The organism is Candidatus Pelagibacter sp. uisw_138 (assembly GCF_059512485.2).
This window is the reverse complement of record NZ_CM183453.2, coordinates 725514-745830: the sequence shown is the minus strand read 5'-3', so window position 1 is coordinate 745830 and position 20317 is coordinate 725514. Positions and strand designations below refer to the sequence as shown.

Here is a 20317-nt window from a genome sequence, read left to right as displayed (position 1 = left end):
AATTCGTATGAAGATGAATACAGAATTTCTTCTCTTTGTGGTTCATGCCAAGATAAAACATTTGTGGGACCTCAGTATTTAAAGGAGGTGCAATAATGAAAATATTTAAAGCATTACCTGGCAAAGGTGATCTATCTGAAAAAGAAAATATCATTAAGTTAGCTTCTGATTATACAGATCCTTACGATGCAGTTATGGACCTCATGCCTGACTTAATGGACTCATTAAAATCTCAATGGGAAGAAATGAAAGAGGAAGGCTATTCAGGCAGTTTTTCTGAATTTCTGAAATCTGAAATTGATCTAAAGAAGAAATATAGAGCAGGAGGCAGAGTTAAATAATGGAAAAGAATATTACTAGTATTACTCCAGAGAACATAACTACGTTTAGAAATTATGGTTTTGCTTTAACACCTGTCAAAATGGATAAATCACCAGCTACAAAAAATGGTAGCTGGTGCAAAGATTGGTCTGATACAGAATTACTTAATGCTAAACGTATTGGTGTATTTCATAAAGATAGTGGCATTCAAGATGTAGACTTTGATGATAAGAATTTTATTGCTCATAAGTTTATTGATATGCTCCCACCTACTTTGACTGTTGGTAAGTATGTTGATGGTGTTGTTATTGGAACCCATAAGACTTACAAAATTCCGAATGGTGAAGAGGCTAACAGATATAGTTTTCCATCATCTGTAAACAAAGGTGATAAAATAATTGAAGTCTTAACTTCAACTCAAACAATCATAGCGGGTGTTGATAGAGTTATTATTAATAACGTTGAGCCAATTGAGATTAATCCTACAGAATTACAAATGCATTGTAGATTGATAGCAGCGTTTTCTGAACTTTATTTGCATTGGCCAAAACCAGATAGCAAAATGCGTGATGAAGCATTTCTCAAACTTGCTGGAGCACTAACAAGAGAAACTGATATTCCAACACATATAAAAGAAAAGTATGTTGAAAAACTTTGTCACTTAACTGGTGATGAGGAAGTTAGGAGTAGAGTTAATAAAGTTAAATACCAAGAGAAGAAGTACAAAGAAGACCCTGATCAAGTTGCAGGTATTAAATCTTTGTCTCAATATCTAGGTGACATAAACCTAAAAGCGTTTGATGAAATTAAACGTGCAGAAACAGCAGAGCCATTAAAATCAAAGGAGTACAATAAGGTTGCCAAAGGTTTGGTAGTTAAAAGATGTGATCATTTTCTAGCTCAAAACTTTCCTAAACCCAACTATATACTCTACCCAATAATTGCAACGAACCAGATACGTCAAGTCTTTGCAAAAGCTGGAACAGGTAAAACTTTATATAGTTTACATGAAGCAGCAGCTATCGCTAGTGGCTATGATTTTCTAGACTTTAAAAATCATGATAATCAAAAACATCCTGTACTTTATGTTGAAGCTGAAATGGATAGTAGTTCAATTCAAGATCGTTTGTATGATATTGAGGAGGCATTTGAAAGAGAAGGTAAAATTCTTAATAAAGAATTTATGTTCTTTGCAACATTAGCCAATCAAGAAGATATGCACTTTGAAAGTTTAACAGCAGAAGTTGGTAGACAAAACGTAGAAATATCAGCTCAACGTGTATTTGAAGAGACAGGTTTAAAACCTATCATCTATTTAGATAACATTACTGCATTAACAATTATGCAAGAAAAAGAAGGTGAAGAGTGGGTTGAATTGATGCAATGGTTAAGTCGTTTAAGAAATCAGGGTTATCACGTAACCTTCTTACACCACCCAACTAAACAAGGAAAAACTGCTTCAGGTTCTAATGTTAAAGAACGATCAATAGATATCGATATGAAGTTATCAGTACCAGATGAAAAAGTTGCAGTTCCTAACAAAGGCGAAGGTTATACCCAAATACAATTAGAGTGGTTGAAATGGCGTGAGCATATGAACACTTCTGCTTCAAGACCACGTATAGCAGTAATCCAACGCTCCACTAATAGTTGGCAAATGTTTCCGCTGTTCGACCAGACTAAACGTAAGATAGCAACATTATTAGCGAAAGGAAAAACACCAGATGAAATAATGAAAGCTAATAAAGACGTAAAGGGTTTTAGTAAAGCCAACGTTTATAAATTAGTTGAACAACTTAAAGATCCAAAAATAAAGGAGGAAAAAAAAGATGCAGTTAATAAACAAGACACTAACGGAAATGCAGAAGACGTTTTCTAGAATATATGTAGAAAACCATTACGGCAATTCTACTTTAACAAACACACAGGTAGCAATGAAAGCAGGTTATTCACCTGACAGCGCCTATCAACGTGCATATGAATTATTAAACCCAAGAATATGTCCGCATGTTGTTAAATACATTGGGGAATTAAAAGAAGACTTTAGAATTAAGAATAATATCGATCCAGACAAACATATGGCTAGACTTAATTATTTAGGTCAAGTTGCAGAAGAAAATAAAATGGTTGGAGTAGCTTTACGTGCAGAGGAATTGCGAGGTAAGGTTGCTGGTTATTATATTGATAAACAAATAATCAAAAGTGTAGACAGCATTGACAATCTTTCAACAGAAGAGTTGCAGCAAAAAATGAAACAGATTCTTGAAGACAACAGACATTTTATAGAAGGCAAAGATAATGATTAAAAAAGATAATGATAGAGTTGTAACATATGATCCCAAAACAGGAACTTATACTAACAGCAGCAATACAATTAAAATTAAAAATGTTTATGATGCTAGAGCTTATAATAAATTATTAAACGAACCTACCGCAACACCTACTCAAATTAATGCTATGGCTAAACGTTTAGAAAACTCACGACAGTATGGAGGAGAAAAACTATTTGAAAATATATTCGATAAAAATGGATTAAGAGTAAATAGTAAAAAAACAATAACCCCAAAGATGAAATCTAACAGAGAAGTAATTAAATCTATTCAGCCAATTAATGTAGATGAGTATATAAAAATTAGAACTGCAGAACCTGTTCTTTCTGAACGTATAGAACCAATCAGACAGGAAGACCCTGATATGAAGCAAGGAATTGGTGCACTTTATAAACCTATATAAAAGCCCTAGAAACATACCTAATACATCAAATGACTCTGTATCTGAAATCAGCTATCATTAAGTATGGCATTAAAACCGTGTAGAGAATGTAAGAAGAAAGTTTCAACAGAAGCTGTAACTTGTCCTAATTGTGGGGTTCCCAATCCAACTCAAAAAAAAACCACTGTTAAGCCCTGGGGTGAGTCACGTGATTTTAATCTTGAAAAAATAGCGAACGCAAGGTCATATCGTTTAAATAAAAATAAAATAATATCCAAAACTAATGATTCTTCACAAACAAACAATAACTCTACCTCAAAAGAAACTGGCTTTGGAGCATTTGTAGATGGTGATTTAGATTTAACAGTTTCATTTTGGCTTTATGGAATAGTAGGCTCAATTATAATTGGAGTTGTTACAGGATACTTGTCAGGTACATATGATCCTACTTGGGGAGTGCTATACGTTATTGCTGTTATAATTATTCTAATTGGAGTTTGGAGATCTGCTAATAAGTATACGAAAGTTAAGATTAGCCAAAACAAATCATCAATATGGGGTGGAATGGCGAAAGCTTTTTGTATTGTATCAGCGTTGGGACTTTTAAAATTTCTAGTAGATTTAGTAGCATTATTAGAAAAATAAATTATGAAAAAACTTTTAAGGTTTTAATATGAGAAATAATTATGGAGAAGCAGTAGACTCAGTAGGTTTTGGTGAAGCGATTGGTGTTTGTTTTAAAAAGTATTTTGTATTTCAGGGTAGGGCAAAACCAAGTGAGTATTGGTACTTTATTTTGTTTTGTATTATTCTTTCTCTCATTGGTATTTATTTATCGTCTATTGGATCTATACCATTATCGATTTTAGGACTGGTATTATCTTATGGAACTCTCATACCTCAAATTTCTGTGAGTGTTAGAAGAATGCACGATACTAATCGATCAGGATGGTATCTGTGGATACCTATTTACAATTTAATTATCATTATGTTTTTTGACTCATCATCCGAAGTTAGTACGTCAAAATCAAATATAAATAGATCTAGTGGATCTAAGGTTACTATAAAAAATGATTTAACAGATGAATTAGAAGAGCTTCAAGAATTATATGAAGATGGAACACTTTCAGAAGAACAGTTTAAAAAAGCTAAAAATAAATTGCTTAAATAGAGTAAATGAATTTTTTTAAAAAACCTAAGCTAATTTTATCAATAGTTGTAATTTTTGTAGTCTTAATACAACTATCCCAAACAAATAAACTTCCAAACGTATTTCAAAAAATATTTGATTTTATAAATCTTTTTCTAGTTGGTCCAATTTTTCTACTTTTATTCATATGTTTAGTGATTTACGGAATACTAATTTTTTATAAAAACGTTCTTCCCAATCCTACAGATGCTGAAATGAGGGCTATTAAAAGAAAGATAAAGAATAAATCTAACTTTAATAACTCAATGAATAATAAAGAAAATATAAAAAAAGATACAAAAACATTAGTAGAAAAAATTAGAAAATTAAAAGAATTATATAAGAGTGGCACGTTAACCAAAGCTGAATTCGAGAAAGCAAAGAATAAATTATTAACTTAAAGGCAAACACTTATGGAAGATATGTGGATAATGATATTAATTGTTTTCTGTATCTCTGTATTTATTGTTTTTCTTGGTAATAAGGAAATTTCCAATGACCGAAAAAAACGAGAAGAATCTTGTGTTCAAAAAGAAGAAAGCTCACCTCCAGAAAGTATTAAAGATGATATTTCAAAATATGATTTAGGAGATAGCCTTAAAAGGCTAAAGAAGATGTATAGTGATGGCCATTTAACTAAAGTTGAATTTGAACAAGCTAAAAACAAACTGTTAAAATGAAAAATATTATAATAACAATTTTATTTCTCTTCATCTCGTCAAATTGCTATTCAGCAGGCCCTCAAAAAATAAATTACCCTATAGATGGAATTAAAGTTGGTGATAGCCTTAAAGAATTATTTTCAGATTCAGAAATAAAAGAATTTGAAATACAGGAAATTAAAGATGGTAAATATTACTTATTAGCTAGGTTTCCAAGTGAAGCTATGGCTAATGCGTTTAGTGTTATTCAATTCGCCGTTAAAGAGGGAGATCCAGATATGTACGTATATGCTGTTGCTGCAATAAGATTACATCCAAATGATATCAACGGATGTCTTGATTCAAAAAAAAGCTTAATTGAAAATGTCATAAAAAAAGATTTTAAATATATTAAAGACCTTGATAGTGAAATGTCACATCCTACTAATGAAGGTAAGGTATATCAGTCAGAATTTTTACTAGACTACGGTAATAAAGTTAGGGTTTACTGTGTTAACTTTAAAAATGATAATGTTATGAACGATCATTTAAGATTTGAAATATTGAATAAAGATTACGATAGTTGGTATAATAAATAGTATGAAAAAACTATTTTCAACGATTTTGGTTCTGGGTTTGTTGTTCAGTGGGAATGCTTATGCTGAATTAATTAAAGCAGAAGATTTAATGAAGGAAAATTATCAATGTAAAAATATTATCAATCAAAATGAATGGACTTTTTCTTTTTCTAAAATTTCAAACAAAAATTATCATATTAAAGCATCTAATAACTCAGCAGGACAACTGTTTGCTAAATTAACAACACCTAATGATTTAATATGGTATCAAATAATTGAACCAGAAGGAGACGGTTCCTTGATATTGAATATATTAAATCTACGTCCAGAAAACGAGAACCAACCAAATTTTATGTCATTTTTAATATTTTTTGAAGCTGATTATACAAGAGAAGATTTCAAAAAATTGGTAAATTCCTATAATCTTTCTGAACAAGCGTTTTACGATCAGGCTGCAAACTTCGTTAAGACTAAGCTTAAATTTGGAAAAGAAAGTTACGACAAGGGTAATTGGATAAACCTTGATAGAGGCATATGTAAATCTAACTACAAATCAAAAATCGATACAAATCAAACAAGTACTGAAAAATTTAAAGACTTACAAAAAAAGATTGAATCACTTAATAAAGATAAAAAAGATAAAACTAAAAAATTTGATCGTAAAAAGGTTATAAAACTAAAAAAAGAGTAAGCTTAAGTGAAAATATTAAGAAATATAATTTTGGCTATAATAGTTATTCAATGTTTAGGGTTATTTTATAATAAAGTGTTTAAAAATAGTAATCTTTATAAAGAAATTATAAGTCACGATAATTCAGGGATTACAAAATAAATAAATGAGAATTTTTATATTATGAAAAAGCTTCTATCGATAATTATTAATATTTTATGCTGAATATCATCATATATTTTATTGGTCTAGTTTTACTCTGGAAACATTACAATAGTTTTGTAAATTTTTATATTCCAGAACCTGAAAAAAAAACAAAGAAAAATATGGTTAAATATTATGATAATATTAATGAAAATAAAAGTTCACAAAATTTCTTTGGTTGGGCATTATTAATTTATATTTTGTTTGGCTTTTTTGCAATTAGTGATGGAGGTGGAGAGTGTGTTCCAAATAGTGGCTGGTTCGGTGTCTGTTGATTTAATGAAAAAACTTATAGTTCTAGGTTTTTTGATTTGCATTATTTCTAGGAGGTGGACTCGCAGTTTGAGATTTGTTAGAGTTGAATCGTGAAATTTTATTTACAAATGGCATGTTTTTTAAGTTCGTTTGGAGCTTTAATGTTTACAGTTGTACTTTATGGTAAAGGACTATCTTGGCCGCGTATATGGAATGAAACATTTATTCTATGGTTAATAACTTTAATAATTTTCATAGTTTATTTTATAAAATTTTCGAAAAAAGACAAAAAATAGGATTTGATTAAATGAAAAAAATAATAACTTTATCACTGTTATTAATTTTATATTCACAAAATGCTTTTTCTAAAATAATTATTTTTAATTGTTCAGATATACTGGGTGATTTTTATCATACGTTTAGAATTGATATGAATAAAAAGATCGTTGATGGTGATCTTGAATTTGACAAAGGATCAACAGAGAATGTTGTTTACGCTGCCTCTTATGAAGAAATAGAGGATTCTACTTATATAGGACGACTTCATGAGCTTCGATTAGAGGAAAAAATTAGCTATTTACATCTTAGAGACTCAATAAAAAAACGTGAAATTATCCTTTCAAGAAATAATATTCATCAACTTTTTAAAACAGATGACACAGTTTCTTATGAATTAAAATGTAGTAGCTAAAATTGTGAAAAATTTAAATGAAAAGATTTGAATATAAAATATTAGATGCTGCTGTGATTGAACCTGATCTAACTAAAAGTGATTTTCCCCATATACATTTTGAAGAAGCTAGAGAAAAAATGTTAAATCAATATGGAAAAAAAGGGTGGGAGCTTGTTACGATTGATACACACCCAATTAATGGTATCAAATATATTTTCAAAAGAGAATATTTTCAAAAGAGAAGTTAATTAGCCAGTAAGTATAAACCTAAAGATTATCCCTAATGAAATTTAAATGTGTGTTCGTTAATAAAAGAACAAATAAAATTATAAACAAAGATTTTACTGTAGCCCAAATTGATAAGTATCTGGGCGAGTATATAAAAGATCGTGCAATCAAAAGAGGTCACACAACTACTACTGTTGTTAAGAGAGGTGATAATTGGAAAGTAACAATTACATATTCAAAGTAATTATTTTTCCACAGAATTTTTGTGGGATATTTTTATAACTCATTTCAAAACACGTTAAGCTTAAGTCTAAACGTTAGACTAAAGGTAAAATTATTTAACATCCTTTTATGAAAATAAAGGGATGGGGGTGTTAATCAAAAACCTTAAACTCAATCGTTCTACCTCCCCTAAAGGTGTGTGGACTCATAGTTTTGATTCCACCGCACTCTCACCGCAATAGGTGTGGTAAAGAATATACTTATGGGATATTATGATTGTTATAACTTTAACAATTAGTCTAGTGTTGTGAATGTTATTTGTGGATTTAGTTGAGTGATGGTGCCCCCGCACGGAGTCGAACCGCGGACCTATTGATTACAAATCAATTGCTCTACCAGCTGAGCTACAAGGGCACATTGTTTTTAGTTTATTACTTCAATTAGACAAATAAATCAATCTACAAAAATTTGTTTTATAGTTTTTTTAAATGATTACTAAGTTGTTTTATATCCAATGTTTTATTGAGTAGTAGCTTATATTTAGTAATATCAATAAATAATTTAATTTTAATTTATGAAAGAATTACGCAATTATCAGTGGCCACAATGTTTTATAAAAAAGATAAAATTTTCTTATAAAAATTCTACAAAAAAAAATCTTAAACTTATTCATAAGATTGAAAATTTTTTTTATCAAAAGTTTAAAAGAAAAGCTGTCTTATTTCCCTCAGGAAGATCATGCTTAGGAGCCATACTGGAATTTAATAAATTAAACAGATCAAATGAAATTTATTTAAACAAGTGGGTTTCAAATTGTTTATTTAATGCAGTAGGTTATTTTTCAAACCCAACAATCAATTTAGTTAAACCAGATATGATAATTTACAATAATATTTGGGGATCAAAACAAAAAATTTTATTAAAAAAAACGATAAATAAAAAAATACACTTAGTTGATGACTCGTGCGATAGCATAATTCTAAATTCAAATACACTTTTTCCTAATAAATCTGAATATGAATTTTTTTCATTACCGAAAATTATTGGAAGCATATCTGGTGGAATAATTATTTCAAAAAATATAAAGTTTTTAAAATTTTGTAAAAAAAGACAAAAAAAAAATATAAAACTTGGAAAAATTCAATCAATTTTAAAGTTTAATGAGATTAATAATAAATCAAAGTATGATTACAGATATAATGAAGTAATAAATTCATATTTAGATACCAATGCACTGAAAGATATTGATAATAATTTAGATAATTATGAATTAAATAAAAAAATTATTTTAAAAAGAATGAATGAACTTAAAAGCATAATAAGTATAGAAAAAAAACCCAAAAGAGTTGGTCCTTTAATTCCTATAGATATAAATAAATTAAAAAATCACGATCAATTAAAAAAAATTTTTTTATTTAGACATAAGTTATTTAATACTAAAAATAATACTTCAAAGACGTATTTGCTTTTTCCTATACACTATAAAATAACTAGTCTAGTGTTTAATAAATACATAAATACTTTAAAAAAAAATATAAAATGAAATTTAATCTAGATACTTATATTAGTGGAACTAACGTAGACTTATGTATACCTGATGAGAATTTTGTAAATAAATCTAATTGGTATAAGTTCTTAAATAAAAAAAAAATAAATAATTATCTTGAATTATTTGGAAAATTTCCAAATACAAAAAAAGATCAAATTGCATTTCTTCGTAGCTCACAAGAGTCTGGTAAAATAGTACTGGTGGCTTTAAGCAAAGATAAAAATTCATTTTATGGTATCGTGAGTTTATCAGCCATAAATTTTATGTTACGCAAATGTGCAATAAGTTTTATATTTGATGGCACATCTTATAATTCAAATATTTTAATTTCCCTTGAAAGTGTCTCTTTGTTGACAGAACATGCAATTCAAGATCTTGGTGTAGATAGAGTTGATGGATTTCAAAACGTTGATCTACATGCTATGACTGAAATATGTCAACTAATTGGTTATAAAATTGAGTCTATCCAAGAAGATAACTTTATTAAAGGAAGGAGGGTTGAAGATACAATACATTTTACTTGCCTATATAAAGATATTCAAAAAATAAAAAAAAAAGAAACGGCTTGATTTGGGATGGTAACAAAGCAATGTTTAAAAGAATAAAAAAATTAAGAAATATTGAAAGTTTCTATGAAACATTAAAAAAATTGAATAAGAAAAATAAAAAAGAAATATACAAAAAAATATTTGATATGTAAAAAATCATAAAAACTTGATGTTAAAAAAATTGCTAATTCATAAGTCTCTTTCAAGGATAATTCAAAAATTTAATATGCACCAAAGATTTAAAATAATTAATGTTTCTTAATAATTAAAGTGGAAAAATACTTTTTAAAAAAAATTAAATTTGATTTTATTAAAAAAGATATTTTATTTAACTTTGAAAACATTGATGATTCTTATTTTACAGGATTTTGGAATAATTATCCTGACGCAATAACATATGTTTTACAGAATATAAAAAAAGAAAGGATTGGCTGTTTAACTGTAATTAGTAAAAAAATTAATTTAGGCAATAAAAAAATTAAAACTGCTTGTTTAAGTAATATTTGTATATTTAAAAAATTTCAGTCTAAAGGTTTATCAAAAATTCTTTTTTTAGAAACTGAAAAAGAACTTAAAAAAAAAAATTTTGATGTAATGCTTTTAATTGCAAGAAAAAAGTTAGATAATTTTTATAATAAATTTGGTTTCTTAGGAAATTGCAGATTTAGCGAAGTTGAAGTCAAGAATTTAAACAACAATAAATCAATACATAAAAATGATTTTATAAATAACAAGATCAAAAAAATTTATAATTCTAATTATAGATTTAATAATGGATATGTTTTTAGAAATAAAAATGATTGGAAAAACATAGCTTATAAAATAAAAAAACTTAAATTAAATCTTAAATCTATTAAAAAAAATAAAAAGCTAATTGGGTACATTGTTTTCAGGCAAAATATAATTTTAGAATGTTTTTTTGATACAGAAAAAAATTTTTATTTTTTTTACAAGTGTATAAAAAAGTTTTTTAATAAAACTTTTTTTATAAAGTGTCCCACAAAAAATTTAGGAAATCTTATTTCTTCCTATGATCAAGTTTTGTTAAAAAAAAAATATATTTTAAATGGTGGTCACATGATTAAAAGCTTAAAAGATAAATCAATTTATAAATTTAAATATGATATAAGTTTTCTTGATGAATTTTAATTTTTATCTTTTAAATATTTATTTAAGTACATTTATAGATCTCTGATGATTATATTTTTTCTTAAAGTATTATATCAATTAAGATTTTTTTTTAAGATAACTTAAATGATGAAACACAATCGCTGCACTATTTGAGATATTTAAGCTTTCTACATTCTTATTTATATCAATCTTAACTAAAAAATCTGTGTACTTTCCGGTATGTTCTCTCATACCAAATCCTTCAGATCCAAATAAAAGAACATTTTTTCCTTCCCATTTAATATCTGTAAAGTCTTTTTCTCCTCTTGCATCAAATCCATAAACCCAAAAATTCTTTTCTCTTAAATTTTTAAGCGTGGAATTTATGTTTGATACTTCAAAAATATTAATATGTTCCATGCAGCCACTTGCAGCTTTATACATAAGCTTACTATCAGATGGGAATTGTCTTTCTTTAACTATTAATCCGTCTATATGAAATGAAGAAGCACTTCTAATTAATGATCCAATATTTCTTGGATCAGTTACTTCATCTATACAAACAAACGTTAGATTATTTTTTCCTTTTATAAATTCTTTTAAGTCTGGTTGATCGATATGCTCTACTTCAGCAATATAACCACCATGCATCATTTGATCTTTAGAAGTATACTTATCTAATTCTTTTTTTGATTTAAAATAAACCTTAACGTCTTCAAGAACATTTTTCTTTGGGTTTTTTCTGTGAATATTTTTTTTACTTTCTTCTGTTAAAAAAACTTTTAAAACTTTTCTTTTTGGGTTTCTTAAAGCCTCAATAACCGCATGTTGACCAACTATTAAAAATGATGATTTATTCATAAAATTATCTTTGTTTTATACGTATTTTCCACCATTTTCACAGTAAATCTCGTGTTGCAATTGCATAATAAAAATATATAAAACGCATGTTGTTTGAAGCTTTATTGAAGAAGGGGACACTTCCCCAAAAGGAGGGGTTCCAGAGCGGTCAAATGGGGCGGGCTGTAAACCCGTTGACTTCGGTCTTCGAAAGTTCGAATCTTTCCCCCTCCACCACTCAATAAAATTTCTTATAACAGTGGAGTGTTATTCTTGATGTTGTGCGGGTGTAGTTCAATGGTAGAACGCTAGCCTTCCAAGCTGGATGTAAGAGTTCGATTCTCTTTACCCGCTCCAAGAAAAAAAGAAATTATTAATAAAACTAAACTGAGGTAAAAAAGTAATGTCAAAAGAAAAGTTCATAAGAAATAAACCACACTGTAACATTGGTACAATCGGTCATGTCGACCACGGTAAAACAACATTAACTGCAGCGATCACAAATGTTTTAGCAGAAACTGGTGGTGCAAAAGCTGTAGCTTATGATCAAATTGATAAAGCCCCTGAGGAAAAAGAAAGAGGAATTACAATTTCAACTGCTCACGTTGAATATGAAACTGAGAAGAGACATTACGCACACGTAGATTGCCCAGGTCACGCTGACTATGTAAAAAACATGATTACTGGTGCAGCTCAAATGGATGGAGCTATCTTAGTAGTTAACGCTGCTGATGGTCCTATGCCTCAAACAAGAGAACATATTCTTTTAGGAAGACAAGTTGGTATTCCTTCAATTGTTGTTTACTTAAATAAAGTAGACCAAGTTGATGACAAAGACATGATTGAACTTGTAGAAGAAGAAATTAGAGAACTTCTAACTTCTTACAAATATCCAGGTGAAACAACTCCTATCATTAAAGGATCTGCATTAGCAGCTGTTGAAGGTAGAGATGAAGAAATTGGAAAAAATTCTATTTTAGAATTAATGAAAGCTGTTGATGAATTTATTCCTCAACCAACTAGAGATGTTGACAAACCTTTCTTAATGCCTGTTGAGGATGTTTTCTCAATTTCAGGTAGAGGAACTGTTGCAACTGGTAGAATTGAATCCGGTGTTATTAAGACTGGTGAAGAAGTTGAAATCGTTGGTGTTACTGAAACTAAAAAATCAGTTTGTACTGGTGTTGAAATGTTCAGAAAACTTTTAGATTCTGGTGAAGCAGGTGATAACGTTGGCATTCTATTAAGAGGTGTTGAGCGAGATGACATTCAAAGAGGACAAGTTCTTTGTAAAACTGGTTCAATTACACCACATACCAAATTTGAAGCTCAGGCTTATGTACTTAAAAAAGACGAGGGTGGAAGACATACTCCTTTCTTTACTAAATACAGACCTCAGTTTTACTTTAGAACAACTGACGTAACTGGAGAAGTTACATTACCAGCAGGAACTGAAATGGTTATGCCTGGTGATGACGCTAAATTCACCGTCACATTAATTACTCCAATTGCGATGAGCGAAAAATTAAACTTTGCTATTCGTGAAGGTGGTAGAACAGTTGGAGCTGGAGTAGTAACTAAAATTATAGAGTAAACTCTATAGGAGTGTAGCTCAATTGGTAGAGTGCCGGTCTCCAAAACCGGAGGTTGAGGGTTCGATTCCCTCCACTCCTGCCAATAAGCCAAACAGTATATTATGAAAAACCCGATAAAATTTATCCAAGAAGTTAAACAAGAAGCCTTCAAAGTCTCTTGGCCCACTGGAAAAGAGACCATGCAAGGTGCATTAATGGTATTTGCTATGGCAGTTATTATGTCTCTTTTCTTTTTACTTCTTGATCAAGTGCTTAAATTTTTATTGGAAGCTTTACTAAAGGTAAGTATTTAATGAAAAATTGGTATATTGTTCAATCTCATTCAAATTTTGAGAATAAGGTTGCTGGATTAATTAAAGAAGAAGCTGAAAAAGCAAAAATTTCTGATAAAATTGAAGAAATTGTTGTTCCTACACATGATGTAACAGAAGTAAAAAGAGGAAAAAGAATTCAGAGAAAAAAGAAATACTTTCCTGGTTATGTTTTAATTAAAAGTGAAATGGACAATGATCTTTATCATATGATTAAAAATTTAAAGCGTGTTAGTGGATTTTTAGGTTCAAAAGGTATTCCTGTTCCTGTTTCTGATAAAGAAATAGAAAAAATTTTAGGACAAATAAAAGATGGTGTAGCTCAGCCAAAATCTGGTATAGAATACAGCATTGGTGAAAAAGTTCAGGTTGTTGACGGTCCTTTTGCATCATTCAGTGGTATGGTTGAAGATATAGATGAAGAGAAATCAAGACTTAAGGTTTCAGTTTCAATATTTGGAAGACCAACACCAGTTGATTTAGAATATAACCAAGTAGAGAAAGCAAGTTAATGGCAAAAGAAATTAGCGGATATATAAAATTACAAATTATAGGAGGACAGGCTAATCCTGCTCCACCTGTTGGTCCTGCATTAGGTCAACGTGGAATTAACATAATGGAATTTTGTAAAGCATTTAATGATAAGACTAAAGCATTAGCTGGAAAACCAATCCCAGTTATTATTACAGTTTACAAAGATAAAAAATTTGATTTTGAAATTAAATCTCCACCAGCATCTCACTTTATTAAAGAGGCTGCAAAACTTAAAGGTGGATCAAAAGAACCTGGCAGAAGTATAGCTGGATCGATTACAAAAAAACAAGCAGAAGAAATTGCAACACAAAAAATGAAAGATCTTAATGCACATAGTTTAGAACAAGCTGTAAAAATCATTGCGGGCTCTGCAAGATCAATGGGTATAGAGGTTAAAGACTAATGGCATCAAAGAGATTTAAAAAATTACCAGAAAAAACTAAGGATCTAGTTTCTGAATTGATAGAAAAATTATTATCAGATGTTAAAAAGAACTGTACTACAAAATTTGATGAGTCTATCGATCTATCTTTTCAAGTTAATAACAAACAAAAAAAAGGTGAAGTCAATATTAGAACAGTAGTTAATTTACCTGGTGGAACTGGTAAAAAAGTAAAAGTCGCCGTTGTATGTGAGGATGATAAAGCACAAGACGCTAAGGACGCAGGTGCAGATATAGTTGGAAGCGATGAGTTTATTGATAAAATTAAAGCAGGTGAGTTAGATTTTGAAAAATTAATTTGTACGCCAGGTATGATGGTTAAACTTTCAAAACTTGGAAAAGTTTTAGGACCAAAAGGTCTTATGCCCAATCCTAAACTTGGATCTGTTTCTGATGATGTCAAACAAGCGGTAACTGATGCTAAGTCTGGTCAAGCTGAAATTAGAAACGATAAAGATGGAAACATTGGTGTCAGCATTGGAAAAAAATCTTTTCATGACGATCAGCTATTAAAAAATTATTATACTATTTTAGACACTTTAGAAAAAGAAAAAGGTAACCTTACTTTAAAAGGTGATTTAATTAAAAATACTTTTGTAACATCTAGTATGGGTGTTTCGTATAAAGTTAAATTAGGAAAAGTCATATAATTATGCTGAACAAAGAACAAAAAAAAAATTACATTAGTGAAATGGAAAATCAGTTTCAAAATAATGAAGCTGTATTGGTAACTCACTATCAAGGTCTTACAATGTCTCAACTTGATGAGCTTAGATCTCAAATGAGAGAGCATGGCATCAAGTTTACTATAACTAAAAATAAAATTACTAAAATTGCACTTGAAAAAACTAAGTGTAAGGAACTTTCTAGTTTATTTACAGGAGCTACTGCAGTAGCTTTTTCTGATGATGCTATAATGTCAGCTAGAATTTTATCTAAATTTGCAAAAACAAACGAAAATTTGAGGCTTTTGGGTGGAATTATGGGTAGCGATATTTTAGACCAAGCTGGAGTTCAGAATGTAGCTAATTTGCCAACACTAGATGAGGCTAGAGCAAATATCGTGGGTATTCTAGCAGCACCAGCGTCAAAATTTGTGAGTATTTTACTTGCACGTTCCGAAAAAATGAGTAGTTTGAGCCCAGAAAATTCTTAAAAAACAACCTAAAGAGTAAAAAAAAATATGCCTGATCTAAATAAAATTATTGAAGACCTATCAAATTTAACTGTTGTTGAAGCAGCTGAACTTTCAAAACAACTTGAAGAAAAATGGGGCGTTACAGCTATGGCTGCAGCAGCACCAGCAGCAGCAGCAGGTGGAGCAGCAGAAGAAGCAAAAGATGATTTTACAGTTATGTTAATTTCTGCAGGTGAGAAAAAAATTAATGTTATTAAGGAAGTTAGAGCAGCAACATCTTTAGGTCTTAAAGAAGCAAAAGATTTAGTTGAAGGTGCACCGAAAGAAGTAAAATCTGGTGTTAATAAAAAAGATGCTGAAGAGCTTAAAGAAAAATTAGAAGCAGCCGGCGCAAAAGTAGAACTTAAATAAATTAATTAGAAAGAACTTAATTACTGATTATTTTTAATTGGTAACTATTTATAAATGCAACTATCTTTTACTCAAAAGAAAAATGTAAGGAAAAGCTTTGGAAAGCTTGTAGAAACATTATCTATTCCAAATTTAATTGAAGTTCAAAAAAACTCATACAAACAACTTACAGACTTTGATAGTGAAGCAGGGGATTTATCAAAAGGATTTGATAGGGTTTTTAAAAGTATTTTTCCAATAGAGGATCTAAATGATAAAGCAACATTGGAATACGTTTCTTATAGACTTGAAAAACCAAAATTTGATACTGAAGAATGTATCCAAAGAGGATTATCTTTTACTTCAGCATTAAAATGTACTTTAAGATTGGTTGTCTACGAGATAGATCAAGAAAATAATACTAAAGATATTTTATCTGCAAAAGAACAAGAAGTTTACATGGGTGAAGTGCCTATGATGACTGACAGTGGAACTTTTATAACTAATGGTGTTCAAAGAGTTGTTGTAAACCAGATGCACAGAAGTCCTGGAGTTTTCTTTGATCATGATAAAGGTAAATCACATGCAAGTGGTAAATTATTATTTAATTGTAGAGTTATTCCTAACAGAGGATCTTGGTTAGATTTAGAATACGATGTTAAAGATTTCTTATATTTCAAGATAGATAGAAAGAAAAAAATATTTGCTTCAACTCTTTTGATGGCTTTAGGTTTAACTAAATCTGAAATAGCCGATGAGTTTTACGATAAAGAAATTTATTCATTTGATGGAAAAACAGGTAAATGGAAGACTAAATTTAATTCTGAAAATTATAAAGCTAAAAATTTTTCTGAAGAAGTTACCGATGCTAAAACTGGAAACGTTGTAATTAAGCTTGGTGATAAAATTAATTTTTTAAGTGCAAAAAAACTAGCTACTGATGGACTTAAAGATATTTTAGTATCTCAAGAATCTTTAATTGGAAAATATTTACATAATGAAGTTAAAGTTAGCGACGATGAAGAAGAGGGAACCTTTGGAATTGGCACTGAGCTAAATGACACTATTATCAAACAAATTTTAGAAGCTAGCATAAACTCAATTGAGATTTCTATTACAAATTCTATCAATAAAGGTTCTTATTTATTATCAACAATATTACATGATAAAAATAATTCTAAAAATGATGCAATTACTGAAATTTATAAAGTTTTAAGACCAGGTGAACCACCAACAGTTGAGATTGCCACACAAATATTCAACAACTTATTCTTTAGTTCAGATAGGTATGACCTTTCAGATGTAGGTAGAGTTAAAATGAACTCAAGATTGAGCCTTGAATGTTCTGACAAAATTACAATTTTAAGAAATGATGACATAATTGCCATTGTTCACAAAATGTTAGATTTAAGAGATGGTAAAGATGAAGTTGATGATATTGATCATCTAGGTAACAGAAGAGTAAGGTCTGTTGGTGAACTTGTTGAAAACCAAGCTCGTATTGGTGTTTATAGAATGGAAAGAGCTATTAAAGAAAAAATGACAACTCTTGATATTGAATCAGCAATGCCACAAGATTTAATTAATGCAAAACCTTTAACGGTTTCCCTTAAAGATTTTTTTGTAAGTTCACAACTTTCTCAATTTATGGATCAAACAAATCCACTATCTGAAATTACTCACAAAAGAAGAGTTTCAGCTTTAGGACCAGGTGGTCTAACAAGAGAAAGAGCTGGATTTGATGTTCGTGATGTTCACCCAACTCACTACGGAAGAATTTGTCCAATTGAAACGCCTGAAGGACCAAATATTGGTTTGATTAATAGTTTATCTACCTATGCTAAAATTAATAAATATGGTTTTATTGAAAGCCCATATAAAAAAGTAGAGAGTGGTGTAGTTCAAGATAAAGTTGAGTATCTATCAGCGATGGAAGAGACAAAATACACAATCGCACAAGCTAACGCCAAACTTGATAAAAATGGAAAAATTTTAGAAGAACTTGTTCCTTGCAGAGAAAACTTAAACTTTGTTTTATCAAAACCTGAGAAAATTGATTACATTGATGTTTCACCTAAACAGTTGGTTTCTGTAGCAGCATCACTAATCCCTTTCTTAGAAAACGATGACGCGAACAGAGCCCTAATGGGATCTAACATGATGAGACAGGCAGTCCCTCTTTTAAAACCGGAATCTCCATTAGTTGGTACTGGTATTGAAAGTGATGTAGCTCTTGACTCAGGTGTTACTATAGTTGCTAATCGTGATGGTACAGTTGATAAAATTGATGGAAAAAGAATTGTAATTAAAGCAACTGAAGAAACAGATTTCACAAAATCAGGTGTAGATATTTATAACTTACAAAAATTTAAAAGATCAAACCAAAACACATGCATTAACCAAAAACCACTTGTTAGAGTAGGTGATAAAGTTAAGTCAGGTGATATTATTGCTGACGGACCATCTACTAAACTAGGTGAATTAGCACTTGGAAAAAACGTGACTGTAGCATTTATGCCTTGGCAAGGTTACAACTTTGAAGACTCTATTCTAATTTCAGAAAGATGCGTTACAGACGATGTATTTACATCAGTTCATATCGTTGAATATGAAGTTATGGCTAGAGATACAAAGTTAGGTGAAGAAGAAATCACTAGAGATATTCCAAATGTAAACGAAGAAGCTTTAAAAAATCTTGATGAATCTGGGATTGTTTATATTGGTGCTGAAGTAAAAGCTGGAGATATATTAGTTGGTAAAGTTACACCAAAAGGTGATTCAGCATCAGGACCTGAAGAAAAATTATTAAGATCAATTTTTGGTGAAAAAGCAATTGACGTAACTGATACATCTTTAAAAATGTCTAGAGGTAGCAGTGGAACGATTGTTGATGTTAGAGTATTCAACAGACATGGAATAGAAAAAGATGAAAGATCTATAACAATCGAAAGAGCAGAAATTGAAATTGTTCAAGAAGATAAGATCGTAGAGGAAGAAATTTTAGAAAGAAGTATAAAGCAAAGAGCTAACCAGATTTTGTCTGGTGCTTCTTTAACTAAAAAAATTAAAGATTTAGAGGAAGGTGCCAAACTTGACTTTGATATAATTAACAAGATTAACGTTAATGATGTATTCAAAATAACAGTAGGTAATGTTAATGATGAAGCAAGTATTGCCCAATTAAAAGATCAATACAATCAAGCAAAACAAGATATTCAAGAAAGATTTGAAGATAAGGTTTTAAAAATTAGAAGTGGTGATGATTTATTACCAAGTGTTATGAAAATGGTAAAAGTTTTTGTTGCAATTAAAAGAAGATTAAGACCTGGTGATAAGATGTCAGGTAGACATGGAAACAAGGGTGTAGTTAGTAAAATTGTACCCGTTGAAGATATGCCTTATAGAGAAGATGGAAGACCAGTTGATATCGTGTTAAATCCACTTGGGGTTCCCAGTCGTATGAACGTAGGTCAAATCTTAGAAACACACTTAGGGTGGGCCTGTAAAGAATTTGGTGAAGAAGTTAAAAGATTAGTAAATGAAAATAATAAAAAATTTGAAAAAACTCAAAAAATTTCATCCTTTTTAACATCAGTTTATGGAAAAGAAGTTTTTGATGGAGGTATTGACAAATTAAACAAGACTGAATTTGCAGATTTATGTGAAAATCTACAAAATGGTATAGCAATTTCGACTCCAGTATTTGATGGAGCTAAAGAAAAAGACGTCTCTGAAATGCTTGAATTAGCTAAATTACCAACGTCTGGACAGACCAATTTATGGGATGGAAGAACAGGCGAAATGTTTGATAGACCAGTAACTGTTGGAATTATCTATATGTTAAAACTTCATCACCTTGTTGAAGATAAAATTCATGCAAGATCTACGGGACCATACAGTCTTGTAACTCAGCAACCTTTGGGCGGTAAAGCTCAATTAGGCGGTCAAAGATTTGGTGAAATGGAAGTTTGGGCTCTTGAAGCATATGGTGCTTCTTATACTCTACAAGAAATATTAACTGTTAAATCTGATGATGTTGCTGGAAGAGTTAAGGTTTACGAAACAATTGTTAAAGGTGAAGAAAACTTTGAATCAGGAATACCTGAATCATTCAACGTACTAGTTAAAGAAATTAAATCATTAGCACTAAACATTGAGTTAAATTAA

General features: G+C 29.9%; 26 protein-coding genes and 4 tRNA genes. 28 read left to right on the top strand and 2 right to left on the bottom strand.

Annotated elements, in window-relative coordinates; all coding sequences use genetic code 11:
- The first annotated feature begins 95 nt into the window (after positions 1–95).
- The 14 genes from AC5YGC_RS04045 to AC5YGC_RS03980 all read left to right on the top strand — a co-directional run bounded on the left by AC5YGC_RS04045 (position 96) and on the right by AC5YGC_RS03980 (position 7715).
- On the top strand, positions 96–341 hold the full coding sequence (locus AC5YGC_RS04045) for a hypothetical protein (protein WP_496138986.1): 246 nt from the start codon (positions 96–98) through the stop codon (positions 339–341).
- Positions 341–2200, top strand: a complete 1860-nt coding sequence (locus tag AC5YGC_RS04040) for an AAA family ATPase (RefSeq protein WP_496138985.1) — start codon at positions 341–343, stop codon at positions 2198–2200. The genes AC5YGC_RS04045 and AC5YGC_RS04040 overlap by 1 nt, the downstream gene beginning before the upstream one ends.
- A complete protein-coding gene (locus AC5YGC_RS04035) occupies positions 2181–2627 on the top strand; it encodes a terminase small subunit (RefSeq protein WP_496138984.1) in 447 nt (148 codons plus the stop codon). Before AC5YGC_RS04040 ends, AC5YGC_RS04035 begins: the two co-directional genes overlap by 20 nt.
- Positions 2620–3054, top strand: a complete 435-nt coding sequence (locus AC5YGC_RS04030) for a hypothetical protein (protein ID WP_496138983.1) — start codon at positions 2620–2622, stop codon at positions 3052–3054. Before AC5YGC_RS04035 ends, AC5YGC_RS04030 begins: the two co-directional genes overlap by 8 nt.
- Positions 3055–3117: 63 nt before the next feature.
- The gene (locus tag AC5YGC_RS04025; RefSeq protein WP_496138982.1) at positions 3118–3678 is read left to right on the top strand and encodes a hypothetical protein; all 561 of its coding nucleotides are present in this window, start codon (positions 3118–3120) and stop codon (positions 3676–3678) included.
- A 28-nt stretch (positions 3679–3706) separates the two neighbouring features.
- Positions 3707–4204, top strand: a complete 498-nt coding sequence (locus tag AC5YGC_RS04020; RefSeq protein WP_496138981.1) for a DUF805 domain-containing protein — start codon at positions 3707–3709, stop codon at positions 4202–4204.
- A gap of 5 nt (positions 4205–4209) precedes the next feature.
- The gene (locus tag AC5YGC_RS04015; RefSeq protein ID WP_496138980.1) at positions 4210–4623 is read left to right on the top strand and encodes an SHOCT domain-containing protein; all 414 of its coding nucleotides are present in this window, start codon (positions 4210–4212) and stop codon (positions 4621–4623) included.
- A gap of 30 nt (positions 4624–4653) precedes the next feature.
- The gene (locus AC5YGC_RS04010; RefSeq protein ID WP_496138979.1) at positions 4654–4902 is read left to right on the top strand and encodes an SHOCT domain-containing protein; all 249 of its coding nucleotides are present in this window, start codon (positions 4654–4656) and stop codon (positions 4900–4902) included.
- Positions 4899–5462 (top strand): hypothetical protein, encoded by a 564-nt coding sequence (locus AC5YGC_RS04005; protein WP_496138978.1) that lies wholly within the window; start codon positions 4899–4901, stop codon positions 5460–5462. Before AC5YGC_RS04010 ends, AC5YGC_RS04005 begins: the two co-directional genes overlap by 4 nt.
- A 1-nt stretch (position 5463) precedes the next feature.
- On the top strand, positions 5464–6132 hold the full coding sequence (locus AC5YGC_RS04000) for a hypothetical protein (protein WP_496138977.1): 669 nt from the start codon (positions 5464–5466) through the stop codon (positions 6130–6132).
- A gap of 197 nt (positions 6133–6329) precedes the next feature.
- Complete coding sequence (locus AC5YGC_RS03995; protein ID WP_496138976.1) at positions 6330–6590, top strand: hypothetical protein; 261 nt, start codon at positions 6330–6332, stop codon at positions 6588–6590.
- 287 nt (positions 6591–6877) lie between these two features.
- Positions 6878–7261: a hypothetical protein gene (locus tag AC5YGC_RS03990; RefSeq protein ID WP_496138975.1), complete on the top strand. Its 384-nt coding sequence runs from the start codon at positions 6878–6880 to the stop codon at positions 7259–7261.
- Positions 7262–7278: 17 nt separating this feature from the next.
- A complete protein-coding gene (locus AC5YGC_RS03985) occupies positions 7279–7491 on the top strand; it encodes a DUF4177 domain-containing protein (protein ID WP_496138974.1) in 213 nt (70 codons plus the stop codon).
- Between the two features lie 35 nt (positions 7492–7526).
- Positions 7527–7715: a hypothetical protein gene (locus AC5YGC_RS03980; RefSeq protein WP_496138973.1), complete on the top strand. Its 189-nt coding sequence runs from the start codon at positions 7527–7529 to the stop codon at positions 7713–7715.
- 316 nt (positions 7716–8031) lie between these two features.
- Here the strand turns inward: AC5YGC_RS03980 and AC5YGC_RS03975 are convergent.
- A tRNA-Thr gene (locus AC5YGC_RS03975) sits at positions 8032–8107 on the bottom strand.
- A 160-nt stretch (positions 8108–8267) separates the two neighbouring features.
- Here AC5YGC_RS03975 and AC5YGC_RS03970 point away from each other — a divergent pair.
- The 3 genes from AC5YGC_RS03970 to AC5YGC_RS03960 all read left to right on the top strand — a co-directional run bounded on the left by AC5YGC_RS03970 (position 8268) and on the right by AC5YGC_RS03960 (position 10939).
- Positions 8268–9236, top strand: coding sequence for a PLP-dependent aminotransferase family protein (locus AC5YGC_RS03970; protein ID WP_496138972.1), 969 nt, complete (start codon positions 8268–8270; stop codon positions 9234–9236).
- Complete coding sequence (locus AC5YGC_RS03965; protein ID WP_502313994.1) at positions 9233–9811, top strand: GNAT family N-acetyltransferase; 579 nt, start codon at positions 9233–9235, stop codon at positions 9809–9811. The genes AC5YGC_RS03970 and AC5YGC_RS03965 overlap by 4 nt, the downstream gene beginning before the upstream one ends.
- 249 nt (positions 9812–10060) lie before the next feature.
- On the top strand, positions 10061–10939 hold the full coding sequence (locus AC5YGC_RS03960) for a GNAT family N-acetyltransferase (protein ID WP_496138970.1): 879 nt from the start codon (positions 10061–10063) through the stop codon (positions 10937–10939).
- Between the two features lie 78 nt (positions 10940–11017).
- Here AC5YGC_RS03960 and rlmB read toward each other — a convergent pair whose 3' ends face one another.
- A complete protein-coding gene (gene rlmB, locus AC5YGC_RS03955) occupies positions 11018–11761 on the bottom strand; it encodes a 23S rRNA (guanosine(2251)-2'-O)-methyltransferase RlmB (RefSeq protein ID WP_496138969.1) in 744 nt (247 codons plus the stop codon).
- A 130-nt stretch (positions 11762–11891) separates the two neighbouring features.
- Here rlmB and AC5YGC_RS03950 point away from each other — a divergent pair.
- The 11 genes from AC5YGC_RS03950 (at position 11892) to rpoB (ending at position 20317) form a co-directional block, all read left to right on the top strand.
- Positions 11892–11977: transfer RNA gene (locus AC5YGC_RS03950), tRNA-Tyr, on the top strand.
- A gap of 46 nt (positions 11978–12023) precedes the next feature.
- Positions 12024–12097 (top strand) — tRNA-Gly (locus AC5YGC_RS03945).
- A gap of 46 nt (positions 12098–12143) precedes the next feature.
- On the top strand, positions 12144–13334 hold the full coding sequence (gene tuf / locus AC5YGC_RS03940; RefSeq protein WP_496138968.1) for an elongation factor Tu: 1191 nt from the start codon (positions 12144–12146) through the stop codon (positions 13332–13334).
- Between the two features lie 7 nt (positions 13335–13341).
- Positions 13342–13417: transfer RNA gene (locus AC5YGC_RS03935), tRNA-Trp, on the top strand.
- 19 nt (positions 13418–13436) lie between these two features.
- The gene (secE, locus tag AC5YGC_RS03930; protein ID WP_006996799.1) at positions 13437–13628 is read left to right on the top strand and encodes a preprotein translocase subunit SecE; all 192 of its coding nucleotides are present in this window, start codon (positions 13437–13439) and stop codon (positions 13626–13628) included.
- Entirely contained in the window at positions 13628–14158 is a 531-nt protein-coding gene (gene nusG, locus AC5YGC_RS03925; protein WP_415285749.1) for a transcription termination/antitermination protein NusG, read from the top strand. Before secE ends, nusG begins: the two co-directional genes overlap by 1 nt.
- The gene (gene rplK, locus AC5YGC_RS03920) at positions 14158–14583 is read left to right on the top strand and encodes a 50S ribosomal protein L11 (RefSeq protein ID WP_496138967.1); all 426 of its coding nucleotides are present in this window, start codon (positions 14158–14160) and stop codon (positions 14581–14583) included. The genes nusG and rplK overlap by 1 nt, the downstream gene beginning before the upstream one ends.
- Complete coding sequence (gene rplA / locus AC5YGC_RS03915; protein WP_496138966.1) at positions 14583–15272, top strand: 50S ribosomal protein L1; 690 nt, start codon at positions 14583–14585, stop codon at positions 15270–15272. The genes rplK and rplA overlap by 1 nt, the downstream gene beginning before the upstream one ends.
- 5 nt (positions 15273–15277) lie before the next feature.
- Positions 15278–15778 (top strand): 50S ribosomal protein L10, encoded by a 501-nt coding sequence (gene rplJ / locus AC5YGC_RS03910; RefSeq protein WP_502314039.1) that lies wholly within the window; start codon positions 15278–15280, stop codon positions 15776–15778.
- A gap of 27 nt (positions 15779–15805) precedes the next feature.
- The gene (gene rplL / locus AC5YGC_RS03905) at positions 15806–16171 is read left to right on the top strand and encodes a 50S ribosomal protein L7/L12 (RefSeq protein ID WP_496138964.1); all 366 of its coding nucleotides are present in this window, start codon (positions 15806–15808) and stop codon (positions 16169–16171) included.
- A gap of 54 nt (positions 16172–16225) precedes the next feature.
- Positions 16226–20317 carry a DNA-directed RNA polymerase subunit beta gene (gene rpoB, locus AC5YGC_RS03900; RefSeq protein ID WP_496138963.1) on the top strand — a complete coding sequence of 1364 codons (4092 nt, stop codon included), beginning with the start codon at positions 16226–16228 and terminating at the stop codon, positions 20315–20317.